This is a genomic window from Streptomyces sp. NPDC033178, from assembly GCF_055577685.1.
Map to the genome: position 1 here is coordinate 159358 of NZ_JBVIPT010000020.1, position 20829 is coordinate 180186.

At 70.7% G+C, this 20829-nt stretch carries 20 protein-coding genes; 7 read left to right on the forward strand and 13 right to left on the reverse strand.

What is annotated here, in order from left to right:
- Window positions 1-101: 101 nt before the first annotated feature.
- Entirely contained in the window at window positions 102-605 is a 504-nt protein-coding gene (locus ACZ5VQ_RS39215) for a MarR family winged helix-turn-helix transcriptional regulator (RefSeq protein ID WP_307522323.1), read from the reverse strand.
- A gap of 137 nt (window positions 606-742) precedes the next feature.
- Between ACZ5VQ_RS39215 and ACZ5VQ_RS39220 the strand changes: the two genes are divergently transcribed.
- Complete coding sequence (locus tag ACZ5VQ_RS39220; RefSeq protein ID WP_469109177.1) at window positions 743-1543, forward strand: dioxygenase family protein; 801 nt, start codon at window positions 743-745, stop codon at window positions 1541-1543.
- Window positions 1544-1647: 104 nt separating this feature from the next.
- Here the strand turns inward: ACZ5VQ_RS39220 and ACZ5VQ_RS39225 are convergent, their stop codons facing one another.
- Window positions 1648-2166, reverse strand: a complete 519-nt coding sequence (locus tag ACZ5VQ_RS39225; RefSeq protein ID WP_469109178.1) for a GNAT family N-acetyltransferase — start codon at window positions 2164-2166, stop codon at window positions 1648-1650.
- 178 nt (window positions 2167-2344) lie between these two features.
- Here ACZ5VQ_RS39225 and ACZ5VQ_RS39230 point away from each other — a divergent pair, with 178 nt between their 5' ends.
- Window positions 2345-3343: a sigma-70 family RNA polymerase sigma factor gene (locus tag ACZ5VQ_RS39230; RefSeq protein ID WP_469109179.1), complete on the forward strand. Its 999-nt coding sequence runs from the start codon at window positions 2345-2347 to the stop codon at window positions 3341-3343.
- A gap of 867 nt (window positions 3344-4210) precedes the next feature.
- On the opposite strand, the gene ACZ5VQ_RS39235 is transcribed toward ACZ5VQ_RS39230, so the two are convergent.
- On the reverse strand, window positions 4211-5179 hold the full coding sequence (locus tag ACZ5VQ_RS39235; RefSeq protein WP_469109180.1) for a helix-turn-helix transcriptional regulator: 969 nt from the start codon (window positions 5177-5179) through the stop codon (window positions 4211-4213).
- 88 nt (window positions 5180-5267) lie between these two features.
- Between ACZ5VQ_RS39235 and ACZ5VQ_RS39240 the strand changes: the two genes are divergently transcribed.
- The 4 genes from ACZ5VQ_RS39240 to ACZ5VQ_RS39255 all read left to right on the forward strand — a co-directional run bounded on the left by ACZ5VQ_RS39240 (window position 5268) and on the right by ACZ5VQ_RS39255 (window position 11102).
- Window positions 5268-6794 carry an MFS transporter gene (locus ACZ5VQ_RS39240; protein WP_469109181.1) on the forward strand — a complete coding sequence of 509 codons (1527 nt, stop codon included), beginning with the start codon at window positions 5268-5270 and terminating at the stop codon, window positions 6792-6794.
- Window positions 6795-6989: 195 nt separating this feature from the next.
- Window positions 6990-7751 carry a DeoR/GlpR family DNA-binding transcription regulator gene (locus tag ACZ5VQ_RS39245; RefSeq protein ID WP_469109182.1) on the forward strand — a complete coding sequence of 254 codons (762 nt, stop codon included), beginning with the start codon at window positions 6990-6992 and terminating at the stop codon, window positions 7749-7751.
- Window positions 7748-8695 (forward strand): 1-phosphofructokinase, encoded by a 948-nt coding sequence (pfkB, locus tag ACZ5VQ_RS39250; protein ID WP_469109183.1) that lies wholly within the window; start codon window positions 7748-7750, stop codon window positions 8693-8695. Before ACZ5VQ_RS39245 ends, pfkB begins: the two co-directional genes overlap by 4 nt.
- 271 nt (window positions 8696-8966) lie before the next feature.
- A complete protein-coding gene (locus tag ACZ5VQ_RS39255; RefSeq protein WP_469109184.1) occupies window positions 8967-11102 on the forward strand; it encodes a PTS fructose transporter subunit IIABC in 2136 nt (711 codons plus the stop codon).
- 199 nt (window positions 11103-11301) lie between these two features.
- Here the strand turns inward: ACZ5VQ_RS39255 and ACZ5VQ_RS39260 are convergent, their stop codons facing one another.
- The 5 genes from ACZ5VQ_RS39260 to ACZ5VQ_RS39280 all read right to left on the reverse strand — a co-directional run bounded on the left by ACZ5VQ_RS39260 (window position 11302) and on the right by ACZ5VQ_RS39280 (window position 16235).
- A complete protein-coding gene (locus tag ACZ5VQ_RS39260) occupies window positions 11302-12060 on the reverse strand; it encodes a DUF6227 family protein (RefSeq protein WP_469109185.1) in 759 nt (252 codons plus the stop codon).
- A gap of 157 nt (window positions 12061-12217) precedes the next feature.
- Entirely contained in the window at window positions 12218-13444 is a 1227-nt protein-coding gene (locus tag ACZ5VQ_RS39265) for a L,D-transpeptidase (RefSeq protein ID WP_469109186.1), read from the reverse strand.
- Between the two features lie 147 nt (window positions 13445-13591).
- Complete coding sequence (locus tag ACZ5VQ_RS39270; RefSeq protein WP_469109187.1) at window positions 13592-13882, reverse strand: hypothetical protein; 291 nt, start codon at window positions 13880-13882, stop codon at window positions 13592-13594.
- Window positions 13883-13935: 53 nt separating this feature from the next.
- Window positions 13936-14964, reverse strand: coding sequence for a P1 family peptidase (locus tag ACZ5VQ_RS39275; RefSeq protein WP_469109188.1), 1029 nt, complete (start codon window positions 14962-14964; stop codon window positions 13936-13938).
- 20 nt (window positions 14965-14984) lie between these two features.
- Window positions 14985-16235: a low temperature requirement protein A gene (locus ACZ5VQ_RS39280; RefSeq protein ID WP_469109189.1), complete on the reverse strand. Its 1251-nt coding sequence runs from the start codon at window positions 16233-16235 to the stop codon at window positions 14985-14987.
- Between the two features lie 269 nt (window positions 16236-16504).
- On the opposite strand from ACZ5VQ_RS39280, the gene ACZ5VQ_RS39285 reads away from it, so the two are divergent.
- Window positions 16505-16699, forward strand: a complete 195-nt coding sequence (locus tag ACZ5VQ_RS39285; RefSeq protein ID WP_469109190.1) for a hypothetical protein — start codon at window positions 16505-16507, stop codon at window positions 16697-16699.
- A 103-nt stretch (window positions 16700-16802) separates the two neighbouring features.
- On the opposite strand, the gene ACZ5VQ_RS39290 is transcribed toward ACZ5VQ_RS39285, so the two are convergent.
- From ACZ5VQ_RS39290 to ACZ5VQ_RS39310, 5 genes are all read right to left on the reverse strand, one after another.
- On the reverse strand, window positions 16803-17231 hold the full coding sequence (locus ACZ5VQ_RS39290) for a large conductance mechanosensitive channel protein MscL (RefSeq protein ID WP_362083319.1): 429 nt from the start codon (window positions 17229-17231) through the stop codon (window positions 16803-16805).
- Window positions 17232-17420: 189 nt separating this feature from the next.
- Entirely contained in the window at window positions 17421-17978 is a 558-nt protein-coding gene (locus tag ACZ5VQ_RS39295; RefSeq protein ID WP_469109236.1) for a hypothetical protein, read from the reverse strand.
- A 197-nt stretch (window positions 17979-18175) separates the two neighbouring features.
- Window positions 18176-19018: an S-methyl-5'-thioadenosine phosphorylase gene (locus ACZ5VQ_RS39300; RefSeq protein WP_469109191.1), complete on the reverse strand. Its 843-nt coding sequence runs from the start codon at window positions 19016-19018 to the stop codon at window positions 18176-18178.
- 93 nt (window positions 19019-19111) lie between these two features.
- The gene (locus ACZ5VQ_RS39305) at window positions 19112-19456 is read right to left on the reverse strand and encodes an FmdB family zinc ribbon protein (protein ID WP_469109192.1); all 345 of its coding nucleotides are present in this window, start codon (window positions 19454-19456) and stop codon (window positions 19112-19114) included.
- 68 nt (window positions 19457-19524) lie between these two features.
- Entirely contained in the window at window positions 19525-20814 is a 1290-nt protein-coding gene (locus tag ACZ5VQ_RS39310; protein WP_469109193.1) for an MFS transporter, read from the reverse strand.
- Window positions 20815-20829 lie beyond the last annotated feature (15 nt).

A 20829-nucleotide genomic window follows, 5' to 3' on the forward strand; every position in this document is an offset into this window, starting at 1 on the left:
CAGTCTTTAGGGGCGCGGGGAACTGCGCAGTCTTTAGGGGCGCGGGGAACTGCGTGACCTAGCCACAACCAACCCGCACCCAAAAGGAACCCGGCGGAGCCTTACCGAAGCCAGGGCAGGTCCGCCCCCGCCCCCTCAGGCTGAAGCCCCTCCGCGATGAGCAGCATGGCCTCACCGAGAGCCTTCTGCTGATCGACCGTGAGCCGGTCGAAGAAGGCCTGCCGGACCGCGGCCACATGCCCGGGCGCACTCCGCATCAGAACCTCGTACCCCTCGTCCGTCAGCACCGCGAACTGCCCCCGCTTGTCCGAAGGGCAGTCCTCCCGCCGCACCCACCCGTTCTTCTCCAGCCGCGCGATCGCGTGCGAGAGCCGGGACCTGGTGATCTTCGCCTTCATCGCCAGCTCGGTCATCCGCAGCCGCCGGCGTGGGGCCTCGGCGAGACCGACGAGCAGGCCGTAGTAGATGTGAGGCATGCCCGCATCACGCTGCAGCTGGCGGTCGAGATGGTCATCAAGAAGGGTGGTGGCATGAATGTACGCACGCCACGTGCGCTGTTCCTCGTCACTGAGCCAGCGCGGCTCGTCAGCGGATGCCGTGTTCATGCATCTACTGTACGAGACCCCTCCTTGAATGTTAAACAAATCGGGAGTAACCTCGCATCGTAGAAGTTGAGACTTCAAGAAAGTGGGCCCGACCGGAGCCGGTCGAGCCGGTCGAACGAGTGCCCAAGGGAGCCGCCATGTCCGCCGCCACCGAGGAACGGGCCGTCGTGGAGCGCATGCCCGCCCTCTACCTCTCCCACGGCGCCCCGCCGCTGGCCGACGACCCGGTCTGGCCCGGCCAGCTCGCCGCCTGGTCCAAGGACCTGCCGCGCCCCAAGGCGATCCTCATGATCTCCGCCCACTGGGAGGAGGCCCCGCTCGCCCTCGGGGCCACCGAGACCATCCCCCTCGTCTACGACTTCTGGGGCTTCCCCGAGCACTACTACAAGGTGCGGTACGAGGCGCCCGGCGCACCCGAACTCGCCGAGTCCGTCCGCAAGTTGCTGCGCGCCCCCGGCATGCCCGTCCAGGACATCCCGGACCGCGGCCTGGACCACGGCGCGTACGTCCCGCTGGTGGAGATGTTCCCGGCGGCCGACATCCCGGTCCTCCAGGTCTCGATGCCCACACTCGACCCGGTCCGCCTCATGGACATCGGCCGCAAGCTGGCGCCCCTGCGCGACGAGGGCGTCCTCATCGTCGGCTCCGGCTTCTTCACCCACAACCTGGCGGCCCTGCGGCAGGGCGGGATCCCCGGCTGGTCGGCGGAGTTCGACGAGTGGGGCCACCGGGCCCTGGACTCGGGTGACGTCGACGGCCTCCTCGACTTCCTCCACAAGTCCCCGGCGGGCCGGCTGGCCCACCCGCGCACCGAGCACTTCGCCCCGCTGTTCGTGACGCTGGGCGCGGCGGACGCCGTCGGCGAGCTGGACGCCCAGCGGTCGGTGATCGACGGCTTCTGGCTCGGCCTGGCGAAGAGGTCGGTGCAGTTCGGCTGAGACCGGCGGGCCCGTCGGAGGGTTCCGAGGGCCCACTGGAGGAACTCCGCGGGCCCGCCGGAGGAGCTCCGAGGCCCCGACCGGCGGGCCCACCGGTCGAGCCCTCAGAGTTCCTTCTCGTACCAGGCCACATCCCAGTACCGCCCGAACTTCCGGCCCACCTCCCGGTACGTACCGACGTGCCGGAACCCGAACCGCTCGTGCAGCCGCACGGACGCCTCGTTGGGCTGGGCGATCCCCGCGTAGGCCCGGTGCAGGTCCTCGTCCGCGAGCGCCGCGAACAGGGCCTTGTAGAGCAGCGTGCCGACACCCCGGCCGTCGGCGTCCGGGGCGAGGTAGATCGTCACCTCCACGGACGTCTCGTACGCGGGCTTCGGCCGGAAAGCGCTGGATGTGGCGTAGCCCAGAATCTGCTGTGAGTCCCCGGCCGTGGCAACCATCAGCCGATGCGGGCCGTCTTCAGGGTGAGAGAGCAGCCAAGGGCGGCGCTCTACCGGAGTGAAGGTCGCTGTGTCGAACGTGATCGGCGTCTCACGCACGTAGTGGTTGTAGATGTCGGTGAGGGCGTCGAGGTCGCTCTCGACTCCTGGCCTGACCTGCACCTCTGTACGTTCCGACGGCATCTGCCCTCCCTCGGTGGCCGCACAGGGTACTGCAAGATCAGAAAAATCGAATAGCAGCTTGGGAATTCTGTCCGGATTCCAGTCGTTGTTTCCATCGGATGCAGGGCACCCGGGAGGGTGTCCGAGCCACCACCAGACCCACCAGGACCCGCAAGCCCACCATCGCAAGGGAGCACGCATGGCAACCCGTGCCGTCGCCCGTCGTAAGTCCGCCTCAGGCGGGACCGACGCGGCACGCAGTGTTCGCGTCGTAGGCGGCGAGATCGCCGACCGCGACCTGGTCGGCATGTATCTCGACGAGATCGCGCGCACACCGCTGCTCGACGCCGCCAAGGAAGTGGACCTCTCCCAGACCATCGAGGCGGGCGTGTACGCCCAGCAGATCCTCGACGGCGAGGTCACCGACACAAAGGTGAAGGCCTCCCGCGAGGAGTTCGAAGCGCTGGTCGCCGACGCCGAGCGGGCCAAGGACATCTTCATCCGGTCGAACCTCCGCCTGGTCGTGGCGGTCGCCCGCCGCTACCCGCGCAGCGGCCTGCCGCTCCTGGACCTGATCCAGGAGGGGAACGCGGGCCTGGTCCGAGCCGTCGAGAAGTTCGACTACCGCAAGGGCTTCAAGTTCTCGACGTACGCGACCTGGTGGATCCGTCAGGCCATCACCCGTTCCATCGCCGACCAGTCCCGCACCATCCGCCTCCCCGTCCACCTGGTGGAGGAGCTGGGCCGGATCCGCCGTGTGCAGCGCGAGTTCAACCGCGAGCACGGCCGTGAGCCGGAGCCCTCGGAGATCGCCGCGGAGCTGGACACGAAGCCGGAGCGCGTGGTCGACGTGCTGGACTGGGCCCGTGACCCGGTCTCGCTGAACATGTCGGTGGACGACGACGGCGACACCCAGTTCGGTGACCTGCTGGAGGACACCTCGGCCGTCTCGCCCGAGCAGTCCGTGCTCACGCTGCTGCGCAGCGAGGAGCTGGACGACCTCATCGGCCGCCTCGACCAGCGCACGGCCTCGATCATCAAGATGCGGTACGGCATCGAGGACGGCCGGGAGCGCACGCTCACCGAGGTCGGCAAGGAGCACGGCCTCACACGCGAGCGCATCCGCCAGATCGAGAAGCACGCACTGCTGGAACTGAAGAAGCTGGCCCGCGACACGGGCTTCGACGCCGCCGCGTAGGCCGCCCCGGGCGGCCGGATGCTCCGGCCGCCGGCGGCCTGCCCTGCGACGGGTGGCTTCCGGCCGGGGGCGCGTATCGCGCGCCGGGCGGTTGTGACCGGTTTCGCGGGGGCGGGTGTGTACTGTCTGCCGGAAGCGGGCGGGACGCCTCCCGCGCCGACAGCGGGGCCCGTCCCGGGCGGGCGGTCCCGGGCGGTGAAAATCGCCGTCGTCGGGAGGGTTGGCCTCGCTCGGCCGGGGCAGGCGCTCCTACCGGCGGCCGTGTACCTCGGACCGGGGTCGGACGTGCCTTGCCGGGCGGCCGGGTCAGGTCTCGAACGCAGTCGTACGGAAGTCCGTTTACCGCCGCTTCAACACGTCGGCCCCGGGGCACAAGACTCCAGGGCCCACAGAGCCGAGTCCCGACGCACACCCCCCCGGCGCCGGGACTCTCCCAGAGCCGAGCTCCGGCGCCTCCCCCCCTGGCGCCGGGGCTCGGCTCCATCTTTGGGGGTGCGGGTACGGGTTCGGGTGCGGGCTTTGGGGTGCGGGTGTGTGGTGGGTGCGTGGGCATGGCTGCCCGGGCCACCCCGGACCTGAACCCCGGGGTGACCCGGGTGGCACATTGTGCCACGAGGGCAAACCCTGCCCTCACGGGTGCCGGGCCGGCGGGCTTCTTTCGCCCCCGCCGCCCCTACCCATTCCCGTCCCTTACTCGGGGGCTCCGCCCCCGAACCCCCGCTCCTCAAACGCCGGAGGGGCTGAAATACCTCAGGGGCGCTCGATGCCTGAGGGCCGAGATACCTAAGGGGCGCGGGGAACTGCGCAGTCTTTTGGTTTTTGGGGGCGCGGGGAACTGCGCAACCAGCCCCAGCGGACCCGCACCTCTCAGCTCGTCGCCGTCGCTCGGGTCAGGCGTCCTCCCAACTGCCGCACGTACTCCACGAGTTCGACCGGCTCATGCACAGTGAACTCGCAGTCCAGCATCGTGAGCCGCACCGCCAGCCACTCCACGGCGTCGGCGGAGGAGCTCCGCAGCAGGCAGCTCCGGTCGTCGACCGGCTCGGGCACCCCGAGCCACCCGGGCAGTCGTGCCGCGATGAACTCCGCGGGTGCGGCGAACGTCACCGCGAACTCGTACGTCTCCTGCCGCCCGTGCATCGACTGCCGCAGATACTCGGCAGCGCTCCCCGTCGGCAGCTCGCGCGGTGTGAAACGGGCTCCGGTCGCGAACGGGTCGGCCACCCGGTCGACCCGGAACGTACGCCAGTCCGCGCGGTCGAGGTCGTATGCGACGAGGTACCAGCGGCGGCCGGTCGAGACGAGCCGGTAGGGCTCGATTCGGCGCCGGCTCTCCGCCCCGTCCTTCGCCCGGTACGCGAACCGCAGCAGCTCCCGCCCCGCGATCGTCGAGGCCATCACGGTCAGCGTCTCGGGCGCGATGCTCGCACCGTCGCCGCTGGTCAGGGGAGTGGTCGCGGCCTGGAGGGTGGAGACGCGATGCCGGAGGCGGCTCGGCAGGACCTGTTCGAGCTTGGCCAGCGCCCGTACGGACGCCTCGTCCACGCCCTCGACGGCGTGCCCCGCACCGGCCCGCAGCCCGACCGCGATCGCCACCGCCTCCTCGTCGTCGAGGACCAGCGGCGGCATGGCCTTCCCGGCGACCAGCCGGTAGCCGCCCTCCGCGCCCATCGTCGCCTGCACCGGATAACCGAGCTCCCGCAGCCGGTCCACATCCCGCCGCACGGTCCGCCGCGAGACACCAAGCCGTTCGGAAAGCTCCCCACCGGGCCACTCCCGCGGAGTCTGAAGAAGGGACAGCAACTGAAGGAGCCGTGCCGGGGTGTCGGTACTCATGGGGTCTCCCTCTCGTGGTTCCTCGTTCCTCCGAGAATGCCTCACCACTAGGACACGACCTGACCTACATCCCTCCTACCTTCAGAACATGACTTCTTCCAGCAGCACTCTCCCGTCCCCCCGGCCGGAGGCCGACCGCCGGCGCTGGTTCGCGCTCGCCATCGTGATGACCGCGGCCTTCATGGACCTGGTCGACGTCACGATCGTCAACGTCGCGATCCCGTCGATCCAGCGGGACGAGGGCGCGTCCTTCAGCCACATCCAGTGGATAACGGCCGGCTACGCGCTGGCCTTCGCGGCCGGCCTGATCACCGGCGGCAGGCTCGGTGACATCCACGGCCGCAAGCGGGTGTTCCTCGTCGGCATCGGTGGATTCACGCTCGCGTCCGCGCTCTGCGGCTTCGCGGTGAACCCGGACATGCTCGTCGCCTCCCGCATCCTCCAGGGGGCCATGGCCGCGCTGATGGTGCCGCAGGTCCTGTCGATCGTGCACGCCACGTTCCCGGCGCACGAGCGGGGCAAGGTCTTCGGGATGTTCGGCGCGATCGTGGGACTCGGCGCGGTGTCGGGCCCGATCCTGGGCGCGTTGCTCACCGAGTGGAACCTGTTCGGCCTGGAGTGGCGGCCGATCTTCCTCATCAACCTGCCGGTCGGCATCGCGGGCCTGATCCTCGGCCGGAAGTTCATCACCGAGTCCAAGGCCCCGCACGCCCTCAAGCTCGACCTCGTCGGCGTCGTCCTCGTCACCCTCGGTCTGCTGATGCTGCTCTACCCGCTGACCCGCGGCCGCGAGCTGGGCTGGCCGATGTGGGGGTACGTCGTGATGGCCGGCGCCCTCGTCGTCTTCGCGGCGCTGGTGGCGTACGAGAAGAGGAAGGCGGCGCGCGACGGGTCGCCCCTCGTCGAGCTCTCCCTCTTCAAGGTGAAGAGCTTCGCCGCGGGCATCGCCGTGCAGACGGTCTTCGGCGTCGGCCTCGGCATCTTCTTCCTGGTCTGGACGCTCTACATGCAGGTGGGCCTCGGCTGGAGCGCGCTGCGGGCCGGTCTGACCGGCGTTCCCTTCTCGATCGCGGTCTCGGTGGCCGCGGGCATGTCGGTGCAGAAGCTGGTGCCGAGGTTCGGGCGGAAGGTGCTGCAGACGGGCGCGCTGACCATGGCGGCGGGCGTCCTGCTCTACATCTGGGAGGCCGATCGGTACGGCATGTCCATCGCCTCCTGGCAGATGGCGCTTCCGCTGGTCGTCATGGGGGCCGGCATGGGCCTGATCGTGGCCCCGCTGACGGACGCGATCCTCTCCGAGGTGCCGCGTGAGCACTCCGGTTCGGCGTCCGGCCTGATCAACACGGTCCAGCAGATGGGCAACGCCCTCGGCCTCGGCCTGGTCTCCGTCGTCTTCTTCGGCACGATGTCCGACCACCTGCCCGGACCCGAGGTGGGCCCCGCCTTCGTCGACGCCTTCCAGAACGCGCTGGTCTGGGTCGCCGTGGTGATGACGGCCATCTTCCTGCTGATGTTCGCCCTCCCGAAGCGGCCCGCCCAGCACGTGGAGGGAGCGGAGGCAGCCGAGACCCCGGAGATCACGCCGCTCGACAAGACGCCCGAACTCGTCGGCTGACGGCAGCGGCCGACCGGATCCGGCATCGCGAGGCCCGGCCCCTCAGGGGGTCGGGCCTCGCCGCATGCCCGGCCATGCCCGGTCCGATGTCCGTTCATGCCCACATCCATGCCCGAACCTGTTTACTTTGCGGAAATCTGGGCGTAGCCTCACGCTGAAACCACAGGTTCGGGCACAGAGCGGAGGCGAACGGACATGTACGCACCGGAGCGACAGCAGGAGATCCTCCGACTCGCACGTGACGGCGGCCGTGTGGATGTCGTGTCGCTGGCCGAGGAGTTCCAGGTCACGGCGGAGACGATCCGGCGGGACCTGACGGCCCTCGACCGGGCGGGACTGCTGCGCCGGGTCCACGGCGGTGCCATCCCGGCCGGGCGGCTCGACTTCGAGCCCGATCTCGCCGAGCGCGAGACCACCGCGGCCGACGAGAAGGACCGCATCGCCAAGGCGGCCGTGGCCGAACTGCCGGACAAGGGCACGATGATCCTCGACGCGGGCACGACCGTCGCCCGCCTCGCCGGGGCCCTCCCCCTGGAGGCGACGCTCACCGTCGTGACGCACAGCCTCCCCATCGCGGCCCGCCTCGCCGACCACCCCGGCATGCAGCTCCACCTCATCGGAGGCCGCGTCCGGCACCGTACGCGCGCGGCGGTCGACGCCTGGGCGCTGCGGGCGTACGGAGAGATCCGCGCGGACGTCGTCTTCCTCGCGGCGAACGGCTTCTCCGTCGAGCACGGCCTGACCACCCCGGACCTCGCCGAGGCCGCCGTGAAGCGCGCAGCCCTCTCCGCCGCGCGGCGCGTGGTGCTGCTCGCCGACTCGGCCAAGCACGGCCAGGAACACTTCGCGCGCTTCGGCGACCTCGGTGAAGTGGACCTGTTGATCACCGACAGCGGGCTGAGCCCCGAAGACGCGACCGCCATCGAGCGCGGCGGCACGGAAGTAGTGCGCGCATGATCCTCACCGTCACCCCGAACCCGTCCCTGGACCGTACGTACGAGGTCCCCTCGCTCGACCGCGGCGAGGTCATACGGGCCACCGGCGAGCGCATGGACCCGGGCGGCAAGGGCGTCAACGTCTCGCGGGCCGTCGCCGCGGCCGGCCGGCGCACCGTCGCCGTGCTGCCGCTCGGCGGAGCGCCCGGCGCGCTCGTCGCCGACCTCCTCGACGCCCAGGGCATCGAGGTCGCACCGGTCCCGGTCGCCGGGGCGACCCGCTCGAACATCGCGCTCGCCGAGGCCGACGGCGTACTGACGAAGATCAACGCACCCGGGCCCGAACTCACCTCCGCCGAGGAGGAGTTGCTCCTGGAGACCGTGCGCGAGCAGTCCGGCGACGCCGACTGGATCGCCTGCTGCGGCAGCCTGCCGCGCGGCCTCGCCCCCTCCTGGTACGCCGAGATCGTCGCCCGCGCCCACCGGGCCGGCACCCGCATCGCGCTCGACACCTCGGGACCGGCGCTCCTCGCGGCCCTGCGCGAACGGCCCGACGTCGTCAAGCCCAACGCCGAGGAACTCGCCGAGGCCGTCGGCCGCCCCCTTGCCACGATCGGCGACGCGGTCAAGGCCGCCGAGGAACTGCGCGAGCTGGGCGCCCGTGCCGTGCTCGCCTCCCTCGGCGCCGACGGGCAGTTGCTCGTCAGCGAGGACGGCGCGTGGTTCGCGGGCGCGCGCGTCGACGTCGTACGCAGCAATGTGGGCGCGGGCGACTCCTCGCTCGCCGGTTTCCTCATCGCCGGCGGCAGCGGTCCCGGCGCGCTCGCCTCCGCGGTGGCCCATGGCGCGGCCGCCGTACAGCTTCCGGGCAGCGTGATGCCGAGCCCGGCGGACCTCGACCCGTCCGCGGTGACCGTCACTTCCGAGATCCCCGTGGACCGCGTACTGACGGAGCCGGTGTCATGACCGGCCGCCGACTCCCGCGTACGGGCTGTCCACTTCCGCGCACGGGCTTGCGCGCGACCCCCGAACCGGCCCTGATGCGGCGGGGACTCCCCTTACCCGCCGCAGCCGCCGCCGCACGGAGGCGGGGCCTCCCCGGCCCTGTCCCCGGCCCCGGCCCCGTCTCAGCACACCCCGTAGTCCCCGTAACCGTCGCGGTTCCCGACCGCGGCACCCCCGTCCCCACCCTCGCCCACAGATCTCCCCGGGCGATACGCGTGCGAAGGAGCCCGCGATGAGCGAGATGATCACCGCGGACCTGGTCGATCTCGACCTGTCCGCCGATACGAAGGAAGCGGCGGCCCGCGCCCTCGCCGAGCGCATGGTGTCCCTGGGCCGGGTGACCGACCTGGACGGCTTCCTTGCCGACGTGGCCGCCCGTGAGGCCCAGATGCCGACCGGCCTCGACGGCGGCATCGGCATCCCGCACTGCCGCAGCGAGCACGTCACCGAGCCGACGCTGGCCTTCGGGCGCAGCACGGCCGGGATCGACTTCGGCGCGCCGGACGGCCCGGCCGACCTGATCTTCCTGATCGCCGCCCCGGCCGGCGCGGACGACGCCCACCTCACGATCCTGTCGTCACTGGCCCGCCAGCTGATGAACGCCGAGTTCACCTCGGCGCTGCGGTCGGTGGGCGACGCGGCGGGGGCTGCCGCCCTGATCAGCGGCGAGGAGCCCGCGACCGCGACCGCATCCGCGGCCGGGACTACGGCTGCGGCTGCCGGGTCGGGGGCCGACGGCTCCTCCGAGGGCTCCGGTGACCCGGACGCCTCCGAGGCGGCGTCCGGCACCGCCCCCGCGCCTGCCCCGGCCCCCGCACCCGCCGGTACGGACGACGAGGGTGTCGCCGACGGGAAGGGCGGGCGACCGTTCCGTATCGTCGCCGTCACCTCCTGCCCCACCGGTATCGCGCACACCTACATGGCAGCCGAGTCGCTGGAGAACGCGGGCCGTGACGCCGGAGACGTCGAGATCGTCGTCGAGACGCAGGGCTCGGCCGGTTTCACCCGGCTCGACCCGGCCGTCATCGCCGCGGCGGACGGCGTGATCTTCGCGCACGACATGCCCGTACGGGAGAAGGACCGCTTCGCCGGGAAGCCCACCGTGGACGTCGGCGTGAAGGCGGGCATCAGCAAGGCCGCCGAGCTGATCACCCAGGTGCGCGGCAAGGCCGAGCGCGGCGAGGTCACGGCGGCCGCCGGGCCACGCGGCGGTACGCCGGTGGAGCGGGCCGGCGAGCCCGGTGAGGGCTACGGCACGAAGCTCCGCAAGTGGCTGATGTCCGGCGTGAGTTACATGGTCCCGTTCGTGGCCGCGGGCGGTCTGCTGATCGCGCTCGGGTTCGCGATCGGCGGCTACCAGATCAACGAGGCCAAGCCGGTCACCGAGGTCTTCGACTGGGGACAGGTCGACAGCTGGGCCGCGCTGCTCTTCCAGATCGGCGGCGTCGCCTTCGGCTTCCTGATCCCCGTCCTCGCCGGCTACATCGCATACGGCATGGCCGACCGGCCAGGTCTTGTGCCCGGCTTCGTCGGCGGCATGATCTCGGCCAACATCGCCGCGGGCTTCCTCGGCGGTCTGGCCGCGGGGCTGCTGGCCGGTGGTGTCGTCCTCGCCATCCAGCGGATCAAGATCCCACCGGTGCTGCGCGGCATCATGCCGGTGGTCGTGATCCCGCTGATCTCCTCGATCATCGTCGGCTTCCTGATGTTCATCGTGATCGGCAAGCCCATCGCCGAGGCGCAGAAGGCCATGACGGACTGGCTCTCCGGCCTCTCCGGCACCAACGCCGTCCTGCTCGGTGTGCTGCTCGGCCTGATGATGTGCTTCGACCTCGGCGGCCCGGTCAACAAGGTCGCGTACGCCTTCGCCACGGGCGGTATCGCCGTCCAGGACCCGAGCGGGTCCGCGATGAAGATCATGGCGACGGTGATGGCGGCCGGCATGGTCCCGCCGCTGGGCATGGCCCTGGCCACCACGATCCGCAAGAAGCTGTTCACCACGGCGGAGCGGGAGAACGGCAAGGCGGCCTGGGTCCTCGGCGCCTCCTTCATCTCCGAGGGCGCCATTCCGTTCGCGGCGGCCGACCCGCTGCGGGTCATCCCCGCCTCGATGGCGGGCGGCGCGGTCACCGGCGCCCTCACCATGGCCTTCGGCTCGACCCTGCGCGCCCCGCACGGCGGCATCTGGGTCACCTTCCTGATCGGCAAGCCGTTCCTCTACCTGCTCGCCATCGCGATCGGCACGGCGGTCACGGCGGGCCTGGTCATCGTCCTGAAGGGCATGCGCAAGCAGACCCCCGAGGGCGAACCGGACAAGACCCCCGAGACCCCGACGACCACAGAGAAGAAGCAGCCGATAGCGGCCTGAACGCTCCGCCGAGAGCAACAAACACTGTGGGCCGGGACTGAGAAGTCCCGGCCCACAGTCACGCTCTTTCAGGGACGCGGCGCTGCCTGTTCAGGCGAGCAGCGGCCTTTTCAGGGGTGCGGGGCTGTGTCGATCCGCGGCTCCGCCGCGTGTGGGCGCGGCCGGCCACAACGAACCCGCGGACGACCCACCGGCCTTGCTAAGCCGCTGAACTGCCGGAGGCAGACGCCCGCCGTTCCATGGCGTCCCGCGCATCCTCCTCCGACGGATACACCTCACACATGTGCCGCCCATCGGGCGTAGCCGTGTGCTCGACCTCCCACAGGGACAGCTCCTGCCCGTCGTGGAGCAGAAACGCGTGCTCGTAGAGCGAGAAGCACATCCCCCGCTCACCGGCCCGGCACGGCCGCCCGAAGGCCTGGGTGATCTGGTGCGCGAACGCCGTCCGCAGCAGATCCGCCATGTCCTCGCCCGGCCGGTCCGAGTTCTCCGCGCGCCGCAGCAGCCGCCGCCCGTGATCCGCGGAGTCGTCGGGAACGTACGCGTGCAGCGGCTCGGGGACGTGCGACACCCGCACCAGCACCGGCAGTTCGAAGTCCGGCGCGTCCGCCGGAAGCGGCAGGCGGCTCGTCGCGGTGCGCAGCTCGTCCTCGTCCTCGTACACCTCGTGCTGCGTGTCGCGGCCCGGTGCGGTGTTGTGGACGAGCTCCCAGAGCGTGAGCGCGCTCCCATCGGCCAGCAGCCAGGTGTGCCGGTACGTCTCGCGGTGCAGGCCCGCGCTGTGGTGCGCGGAGTGCAGCGAACTGTCGTGGGCCAGTGCCCGGTCCAGCCGCCGTATCGTCTCGTCCGGCAGCTCGAAGGAGTTCAGGGCACGGCCGAGGAGTCGCGCGAGATGCTCCTCCGGAGACTCGGGCGACTCGGCTGGCTCGTACGCTGCCGTCTCGTACGGAACGCTCAAGGCTTCTCCCGGCGTTGCTGCATGTCACCTTGTGGGTGCATACCGTAGCCCCTCGGGCGGACATCATGTCCGGGAACCGAGAAAACGTACGCACAGAAAACGCCGGGGCCGTGTGAGGAGTTCCCACACGGCCCGCCGAAACGTCAAAACCCCTTGGTCAGAGGGCACTTCCCGCGGTCCAGGCACTCCATGCCATGTTCCAGCCGTTGAGACCGTTGTCCGGTGCGACCGTCGTGTCGGGGGAGTTCTCGACGGTCACGACATCCCCGACGAGCGAGTTGTCGAAGAACCACTTGGCGACCGTGTCGCCGCCGGCGCCCTGCACGTCCGCCATCCCCACGCAGCCGTGGCTGGTGCCCTGCTTCCCGAAGGGCGGATTGCCCTTGTTGTACCAGTAGTTGCCGTGGATGAAGGTCCCCGAGGTCGTCAGCCGCATCGCGTTCGGCACATCCGCGATGTCGTACTCGCCGCCGTAGCCGACCGTCGACCCGTTCATCCGCGTCTGCCGGAACTTCTCCGAGATCACCATCTGCCCGTTGTACGTGCTGTTGTCCGGGCTGCCCGCCGAGATCGGGATCGTCTTCACGGTCCTGCCGTCCCGAACCACCGTCATGGTCTGCGTGTTGACGTCGACCGTGGACACCTGGGAGCGCCCGACCGTGAAGGTGACCGTCTTGTCCTGCACCCCGTAGACACCGTTCGCGCCCTCGACGCCGTCCAGGTCGATCTTCATCGTGACCTTGGAGCCGGCCTTCCAGTACGCCTGGGGCCGGAAGTCCAGCCGCTGCGCGCCGAACCAGTGCCCGACCACCTTCTGCCCGCTGCTGGACGTGACGGTGATGTGCGACTGCACGTCCTTCCTGAACTTCCCGTCGCCGATCGCCTTGTCGAAGGTGAACGACACCGGCATCCCGACGCCGACCTTCGCGCCGCCGTCCGGCGTGTACGTCCCGATGAAGCTGTTGTCCGTGGACACCGTCGTGAAGATGGAGTTGGCCGCCGCCGGCTTCCCGTCGCCGTCCTTCGCGGTGGCCGATATCTGGTACTTGGTCCCGCGCTCCAGCTGCTCCTTCGGCTTCCAGCTCTTCCCGTTCGCCGCGATCGAACCCGGTACGGCCGCCCCCGTGGCCGACGCCTTCATCGCCACCTCGGTCAGCCTGCCGTCGCTGACCTTCACCCCGGTCGAGTTGATCGACGCCGCCGTCGAACCGTCCTTCGCGGAGATGAGGATCTTCGCCGCCGAGGTCTTGGTGTCGCCGTTCTTGTCCTCGGACCTGTTGTCGGCATTGGCGTCGCCGCCGCACGCGGTGAGGGTCAGGGCGCCGACCATCAGGGCGGCACAGGCCACCAGCGCGCGCCTCGCTGTTGTGTCCGGCGTTGTCACGGGCTGCTCCAGTTCTCGCGGTTGTGGGTGATCCGCTCCGTTCCGTGGAGAAAGATCGGATCCATGGAGAAGGAGGGGAACATCGCCCGCCCGGGTTCCCACAGCCCGCCATCAACACCATCGCGTGACAGATTCGGGACAATCGCCTTATGCGGCGGGGGCCTTGGTGGGGGCGTCGGCGGGGGCCTTGTCCGCGATGCGCAGCGCCTCGACCAGATCGCGGTAGAGGGAGTCCGTGGTGAGCAGTTCGTCATGGGTGCCCCGGGCGCGAACGCCGCCCGCGTCCATCACCACGATCGTGTCCGCGTCGATCACCGTCGACAGCCGGTGGGCGATCGTCACCACCGCGTGCTCCCGCGCCCGTCGCCGGACACAGTGGTGGACCGCCGACTCCGTGAGCGCGTCGAGCTGGGCCGTCGCCTCGTCGAGCAGCAGCACGTCCGGCTCCCGCCCCCGCCCCCGCCCTTCCGGCCTCCGCCCATCCCCTCCCGCTACGGCCGCCCGTACAGCTCCCCGTACGCCGGCCACCTTCCTCCCGGTCCCTCCACCGGCTTGGCGGCCCGTGCCGCTCGGACGATCGCGCGTGTCACGAGGTCCGCGCCGGCGGCGAGGATCTCGTTGAGGGCGAGCGGGTTCTCCTCCGCGAGGGGGCGCGCTCCTGTGGCGAGCGCGAACACCGTGTCACCGTCGTGGAGGAGATGCACCGGCCGGACGGCACGTGCGATGCCGTCGTGCGCCGTGCCCGCCAGCTTCTGGGCCTGCGCCTTCGACAGGTCGGCGTCGGTGGCGACCACCGCGAGGGTGGTGTTGAGCGGGGGAAGGCTGTTCTTCGCTGCGGCCTCGGCGAGCCGCGCCCGCGCCGCCTCGTGAACCTCCTCGGCCGGACAGCTCAAGATCCCCTGGACCAACTCCCCGTACAACGCCCCCGTCTCCGGCTCCACCACCGACCCCGCCGCGTTGGCCACGACCAGCGCCGCCACCGTGACACCCGATTCGAGCACGGCACTCGCGGTGCCGACCCCTCCCTTCATCATTCCGACGGCCGCCCCCGTCCCGGCACCCACGGACCCCTCCTGAACAGGCGCGCCCGGCTCGCTCGCCGCCGCGGCCTCCACCGCCTCGCGCCCGACCGCCGCGTCCGGCCTGGCCCGGAAGTCGCCGCCCCGGCCGAGATCGAAGACACAGGCCGCGGGCACGACGGGCACCACCTGCCGCGGATCGGGCCCGACCCGCACCCCGCGCCCTCGCTCCTCCAGCCAGGCCATCACACCCGTCGCCGAGTCCAGCCCGTACGCGCTGCCACCGGTCAGTACGAGTGCCTCGATCTTCCGCACCACATTGCGCGGATCGAGCGCGTCGGTCTCCTTGGTACCCGGCCCGCCACCGCGCACGTCCACCGCGGCGACCGCGCCACCTTCCGGGGCGAGGACAACCGTCGTACCGGTGAGCCAGCCGTCACCGATCCTCGTGGCGTGCCCCACTCGCAGCCCGGCCACATCCGTCAGAGCGTCAACTGTCATACGCCCAGTGTCGACCCGACCTACATGGCCGACGCGCCCGCCACGGCATCCTCGCGCTCCTCCCGCGCGGCCATCCGGGCGGTCAGCGTCACCCCCACGACCACCGCAAGCGCCGCCACGACGCCCGCCGAGAGCACCGCCCAGTCACCCAGGAACGTGCACAGGGCCACCGCCAACGCCGTGACCGGCAGCACCAGTTGCTGCGCCGTGCCCACCTTGTAGTGGCGGGCGTGCAGCGCCCAGACGGTCAGGAGGAACAACGCCGTCGGAAGTGTCACCGCGGCCGACGCCGCCGGAGTGGAGATGTGCGCCTTGCCGACCGTCTGCTCCACCGCGACCTCCAGCCCGGCACCGATCGCCGCCGCCGACGCGAAGATCACGTAGTGGCCGTACCCCCACAGGAACGCCTTCCTGCTGGAGCTGAGATGGCCGTGGATCGGCACGACGAAGTAGATCCACCACGCGGCGAAGATGATCAGTAGCCCGCCCGAGGCGATCGGGAGGAGCTCGCCCAACGCGTCGTTCTCGTCCACCCCCACCTTCACCGCGATCGTGGCCGCGGCGATGGTCTCGCCGAGGACGATGATCGTGAAGAGCCCGTACCGCTCGGAGATGTGGTGCGGATGCCAGACCGTGCTGAACTCCCTCTCCGCCAGCAGCGGGACGCACATCTCGGCGATCGCCATCACCAGGAACAGCCACGGCCGGCCGGACTCCGGCAGGAGCACCAGCCCCACCCAGCCGACCTGGCACACCACGACCCCGCCCGCGTACCGCAACGCCATCCGCCGCTCGGCGCCGTCCGCGTTCCGGGCCACGCGCAGCCACTGCACGGTCAGCGCCATCCGCATGATCACGTAGCCCAGCAGGACCAACAGGAAGTCGTGGTCCTCGAACGCCTGGGACACCCCGGCGGCCAACACCAGCACACCGGCGATCTGGATCAGGGTGACGACCCGGTACAGCGCGTCGTCGTTGTCGTACGCCGACGCGAACCAGGTGAAGTTCATCCACGCCCACCAGATGGCGAAGAACACCATGGCGTAGTTCAGGATGCCCTCGGCCGCGTGCGCCTCCGCGACGGAGTGCACCAGTTGCACTCCCGCCTGGGCGATGGCCACGACGAAACACAGATCGAAGAACAGCTCCAGCGGCGACGCCACCCGGTGCGCCTCGTCGCGACTGCGCGCGGTCATCCTGCGCAGCGGTCGGGAGGAGGGGACAGTTCGAGAGCGGTGAGGAGCGGCTTCGGAAGAGGCATCGGGCGTCATGCGACCAAGCACACCAGAAACGCCCCAAAAATCCAGAAGCACGCCGAGACCCGCACCCTGAGTCCGGACAGCGCCCGCACCCCGGGCCCGGCCCCTGCCCAGGACCGTGCCCGCACCCAGAGTCCGGGCCGAGCCCAGGACCGTGCCCGCACGCATAGTCCAGACCGCACCCAGATTCCGGACCGAGCACACGACCGTGCCCGCGCCCGGAAGCCAGTTCGCACCCAGAGTTCCGACCGAGCCCAGAGCCGGACCCGTACCCTGGACGTATGAGCTCTACCCCCGCCCCGCCCCCTCGCCCCGACGCCGAACCACGTGACCCCAAGGCTGCGCTGGTCTTCGACGACCCGCTGAGCCGGCCGTCCGCCGACGACACGGACCGCGGTTGGGGTGAGCGGCCCCCCGGCGACAGCGCGGCGGACCTGGCCCGCTTCCTTGACGAGAAGCCGCCCCACCACATCTGACCCCCGCACCACCCCCGAGCCCGGCGGCCCGCAGCCGCTGCGAGGCCCCGACGGACGGCCACCAGTACGGCAGATACCGCGGCCAGTACCGCGTCTGCCACGACTACTGCTCGTTGTGCCCCGAGCCGCGCTGGGCCACCAGGGCGTCGCGGATCTCCTTCAGAACCTCCAGCTCGCTCACCTCGATCACTTCCTGCGTACCCTCCTTCGCCTTCTGGCGGGCCGCCTGCTTGGCGAGGTACTTGGACATCGGCAGCACCATCAGGAAGTAGACGACGGCCGCGGTGATCAGAAAGGTCAGCGTCGCGCTGAGGACCGTGCCCCACATGATGGGGATACCGCTCGTCGCGGTCCCCGTCGCCTCGTCGAACCGGCACGGGTCCTTCAGGCACGAGCTGTACTGGTTGAGGTCCTTGGTGCCGAAGGCGCCGACCAGTGGATTGATCACGCCCTTGACCACGGAGTTGACGATGTTGGTGAAGGCGGCGCCGATGACCACCGCGACAGCCAGATCGACGACGTTCCCGCGCATCAGGAAGGCCTTGAAGCCGTCCCAGACGCCCGGTTCCTTCTTCTGCTCGCTCACCAGGGAGCCCCTCTTCAGCCGCACAAACTGTGGAATCAACAGCTCCGCAACCTACGTCAGGGCGTGGCAGCGCTGTCCAATTCTGTAACTCCAACGAGGGGCTTGACAGCCTGACGGCAGCCATCCTGGCCATGGTCAGCACAGGGTCACCGCCAACCGTGAGGTCGCGCCCGCCCCGGCCAGCAACGTAGCCGTCCGCCGCGGCACGGACAGGACGACCAACGCCCCACCCTCGGAGACACTGTCCGGCGACTCGGGAACTGTCGTCACGCGCGCACCGCGCGCCACGACGTGCGCGTCACCCGGCCCCACCGCGCCCTGCTCAGCGGCGACGACGTCCACCCGGTCACCGGGCCTGAGCAACCGCACGGTCGCACCGTCGGCGATCCGCACCGGCGCCGTAACCATCTCGACGGGCCGTCGCTCCCGCACCGCATCCGCCACCGGCCGCCCCTGGGGCGGTCCGGCCCCCCGCGCCTCCGTATCCCTGTCCCTGGGCCCTGCCGCGACGAGCGCCACGGCGGTCACCGCGAGACCGACCGCCAAGGCCCGCCTCCGATGCCGAACGAGACGCCGCACCTGATACCGCCCACCGCGCACCCGCACAGGAGCGAAATGCGGCACCTCACATGTGCCGGGCACGTCCGTGCCCAACGGGCGCGGGAAGGAGGAGAGCTGCGACACGGGTACCACCGCCTGTGGTCGAAAGATCGGCTTGCGACCCCAGCCTGCGGCCTCCTCCGGAATCCCGCCGAGCCCGGTGGACGACCACTCGGTTGTGGACAACTCCCTCACCCGAAGGGACAGTTCCGCCCCCACACGACCGGAGGCCACGTCAGGAGCCCATGACGGGACCCCACGACACGGCCACACGGCACGCGGCGCACCACCTACGGCAGCTCGACCCCCGGATCCATCCCACCCAACGCGCTCGTGCACAGGCAGTCCCGCGAAGCGTTCGCAGGCAGCCCCGCCACCGCGTCGAACAGAACGCCCCGCAGCCGATCCACATTCGCCGCGAACACCTTGAACACCTCGTCGTGCGAGACGCCCTCCCCGCTCTCGGCGCCCGCGTCGAGGTCGGTGACCAGCGTCAACGACGTATAACAAAGCTCCAGTTCACGAGCGAGCGCCGCCTCCGGATGCCCGGTCATGCCCACCACGGACCACCCCTGCGCCCGATACCAGAGGGACTCCGCACGGGTCGAGAACCGCGGCCCCTCGATGACCACCAGCGTTCCGCCGTCCACCGGCTCCCAGTCCCGCCCGCGCGCCGCGTCCAGCGCGACCTTGCGCCCGGTGGGGCAGTAGGGGTCGGCAAGGGACACGTGCACGACGTTCGGCACTTCACCCCCGGGCAGCGGCAGCCCGTCGAAGTACGACTGCGCCCGGGACTGCGTACGGTCCACGAACTGGTCCGGCACGAGCAGCGTCCCCGGCCCGTACTCGGGCCGCAGCCCGCCGACCGCGCACGGCCCGAGCACCTGACGCGCCCCGAGGGACCGCAGCGCCCACAGGTTGGCGCGGTAGTTGATGCGGTGCGGCGGCAGATGGTGGCCGCGCCCGTGGCGGGGGAGGAAGGCGACCCGCCGCCCGGCGATCTCGCCGAGGAAGAGGGAGTCGCTGGGCGGCCCGTACGGCGTGTCCACCTGTATCTCGGTCACGTCGTCGAGGAAGGAGTAGAAGCCCGACCCGCCGATGACGCCGATCTCGACGTTCTCCGTGTTCACCATGAACGGCACCCTAGCCGGGCCCGGAAACGCCGAAGACCCTGCCGTCGTACGACGACAGGGTTCGTGGGCGAAGATCCGTTGTGCGCGAGAGCGTTACGCGGCGTTGCTGCTGCCGGAGGACGAGCTCGTGGACGACGACTTCGAGTCCGAGGACGACTTGGAGCCCGACGAGGACGAGGAGTCCGACGAGGACGACGTCTTCGAGTCGGACGATCCGGTCGACGACTTCGTGGCCGGCGCCGGGCTGCTGCTCGACGACGAACCGCGGCTGTCGTTGCGGTAGAAGCCGGAGCCCTTGAAGACGATGCCGACCGCGGAGAACACCTTCTTCAGGCGTCCGTCGCAGCTCGGGCACACGGTGAGGGCGTCATCGGTGAACTTCTGCACCGCCTCGAGGCCCTCGCCGCACTCGGTGCACTGGTACTGGTAGGTCGGCACTTGTCTTCCTCCTGGCACTCTCACTCAGTGAGTGCTAACGACGGTCCATAGTGACGTATTCCTCGGGATCAGTCCACTGCCACCGGCACTCGGTGACCCACGCCACGTGCGACGGTCCGGCTCACGACCCGGGGCGAGAGCCGTGAACGCAGGGTCACGAGGGTCGCCAGGGCCAGCAGAGTGCCGCCCATCGGGACGAGGAATCCGGCACCGTCCCACAGGCGGTCCTCCATCTGCCCGGCGACCGTGACGGCCACCGCCTGCCCGAGCGCGACCGCTCCGGTGAGCCAGGTGAAGGCCTCGGTCCGGGCGCCCGCCGGCACCAGTCCGTCGACCAGGGTGTAGCCGGTGATCAGGGCGGGAGCGATGCACACACCGACGAGGAGGCCGATGCCCGCGAGGACGGTCACCGACTGGGCGGCCCACAGCCCGGAGGCGGCCAGGCCCAGGGCGGCGTACGCGACGACGAGGCGGCGGCGCGGGGCGACCTTCCAGGCGATCGCGCCGCAGACGACGCCGGAGAGCATGTTGCCCGCGGCGAACGTCCCGTACAGGACACCGTTCAGACCGGGCTCGCCGATGGACTCGCTGAACGCGGCGAGCGAGACCTGCATGCCGCCGAACACGGCGCCGATGCCGAGGAAGGCCACGATCAGCACCCGCACGCCGGGGACGGACAACGCGGAGGCGTGCTTCACGCGCGCGTGCCCCTTGAGACCGACGGCCGGCTGGGTGCCGCGCTGGGCGGCGAACAGCAGACCGCCGACCAGGGTCAGCGCGGCCTCCGTGAGCAGACCCGCGGCCGGGTCCACGGCGGTGCACAGCGCTGTCGCCAGCAGCGGCCCGAACACGAAGGTCAGCTCGTCGGTGACGGACTCGAAGGCCGCCGCGGTCGTCATCAGCGGCGAGTCCTGGAGCTTGACGCCCCAGCGGGCCCGCACCATGGGCCCGATCTGCGGCACCGAGGCGCCCGTCGGCACCGCGGCCACGAAGAGTGCCCACAGAGGCGCGTCCGAGAGCGCCAGCGCGGTCAGGGAGAGACCCGCCAGCGTGTGGACGAGGACCCCGGGCAGCAGCACGGCCCGCTGGCCGTGACGGTCGGCGAGGCGGCCGGTGAACGGCGCGAACAGTGCCAGGGAGACACCGGTCACGGCGGCGACGGCGCCGGCGGCCCCGTACGAGCCGGTGGTGTGCTGGACGAGCAGGACGATGGAGATGGTCAGCATCGCGAACGGCTGCCGCGCGGCGAAGCCGGGAAGCAGGAACGTCCACGCGCCGCGCGTACGCAGCAGTTGTCCGTATCCCGGGCGGGAGGAGACAGGAGTCCCGGGGGACTCCGAGGTGACCGTGGATGCCACGGCCCGTGCCTTTCT

Bases quoted from the DNA above. Each gene is read 5' to 3' on its own strand.
- ACZ5VQ_RS39240 (WP_469109181.1), top strand. From the start codon at position 5,268: ATGACTTCTTCCAGCAGCACTCTCCCGTCCCCCCGGCCGGAGGCCGAC.
- ACZ5VQ_RS39275 (WP_469109188.1), bottom strand. From the start codon at position 14,964: ATGACAGTTGACGCTCTGACGGATGTGGCCGGGCTGCGAGTGGGGCAC.
- pfkB (WP_469109183.1), top strand. From the start codon at position 7,748: ATGATCCTCACCGTCACCCCGAACCCGTCCCTGGACCGTACGTACGAG.
- ACZ5VQ_RS39230 (WP_469109179.1), top strand. From the start codon at position 2,345: ATGGCAACCCGTGCCGTCGCCCGTCGTAAGTCCGCCTCAGGCGGGACC.
- ACZ5VQ_RS39290 (WP_362083319.1), bottom strand. From the start codon at position 17,231: ATGCGCGGGAACGTCGTCGATCTGGCTGTCGCGGTGGTCATCGGCGCC.
- ACZ5VQ_RS39235 (WP_469109180.1), bottom strand. From the start codon at position 5,179: ATGAGTACCGACACCCCGGCACGGCTCCTTCAGTTGCTGTCCCTTCTT.
- ACZ5VQ_RS39245 (WP_469109182.1), top strand. From the start codon at position 6,990: ATGTACGCACCGGAGCGACAGCAGGAGATCCTCCGACTCGCACGTGAC.
- ACZ5VQ_RS39280 (WP_469109189.1), bottom strand. From the start codon at position 16,235: ATGACGCCCGATGCCTCTTCCGAAGCCGCTCCTCACCGCTCTCGAACT.
- ACZ5VQ_RS39285 (WP_469109190.1), top strand. From the start codon at position 16,505: ATGAGCTCTACCCCCGCCCCGCCCCCTCGCCCCGACGCCGAACCACGT.
- ACZ5VQ_RS39225 (WP_469109178.1), bottom strand. From the start codon at position 2,166: ATGCCGTCGGAACGTACAGAGGTGCAGGTCAGGCCAGGAGTCGAGAGC.
- ACZ5VQ_RS39220 (WP_469109177.1), top strand. From the start codon at position 743: ATGTCCGCCGCCACCGAGGAACGGGCCGTCGTGGAGCGCATGCCCGCC.
- ACZ5VQ_RS39255 (WP_469109184.1), top strand. From the start codon at position 8,967: ATGAGCGAGATGATCACCGCGGACCTGGTCGATCTCGACCTGTCCGCC.
- ACZ5VQ_RS39215 (WP_307522323.1), bottom strand. From the start codon at position 605: ATGAACACGGCATCCGCTGACGAGCCGCGCTGGCTCAGTGACGAGGAA.
- ACZ5VQ_RS39300 (WP_469109191.1), bottom strand. From the start codon at position 19,018: ATGGTGAACACGGAGAACGTCGAGATCGGCGTCATCGGCGGGTCGGGC.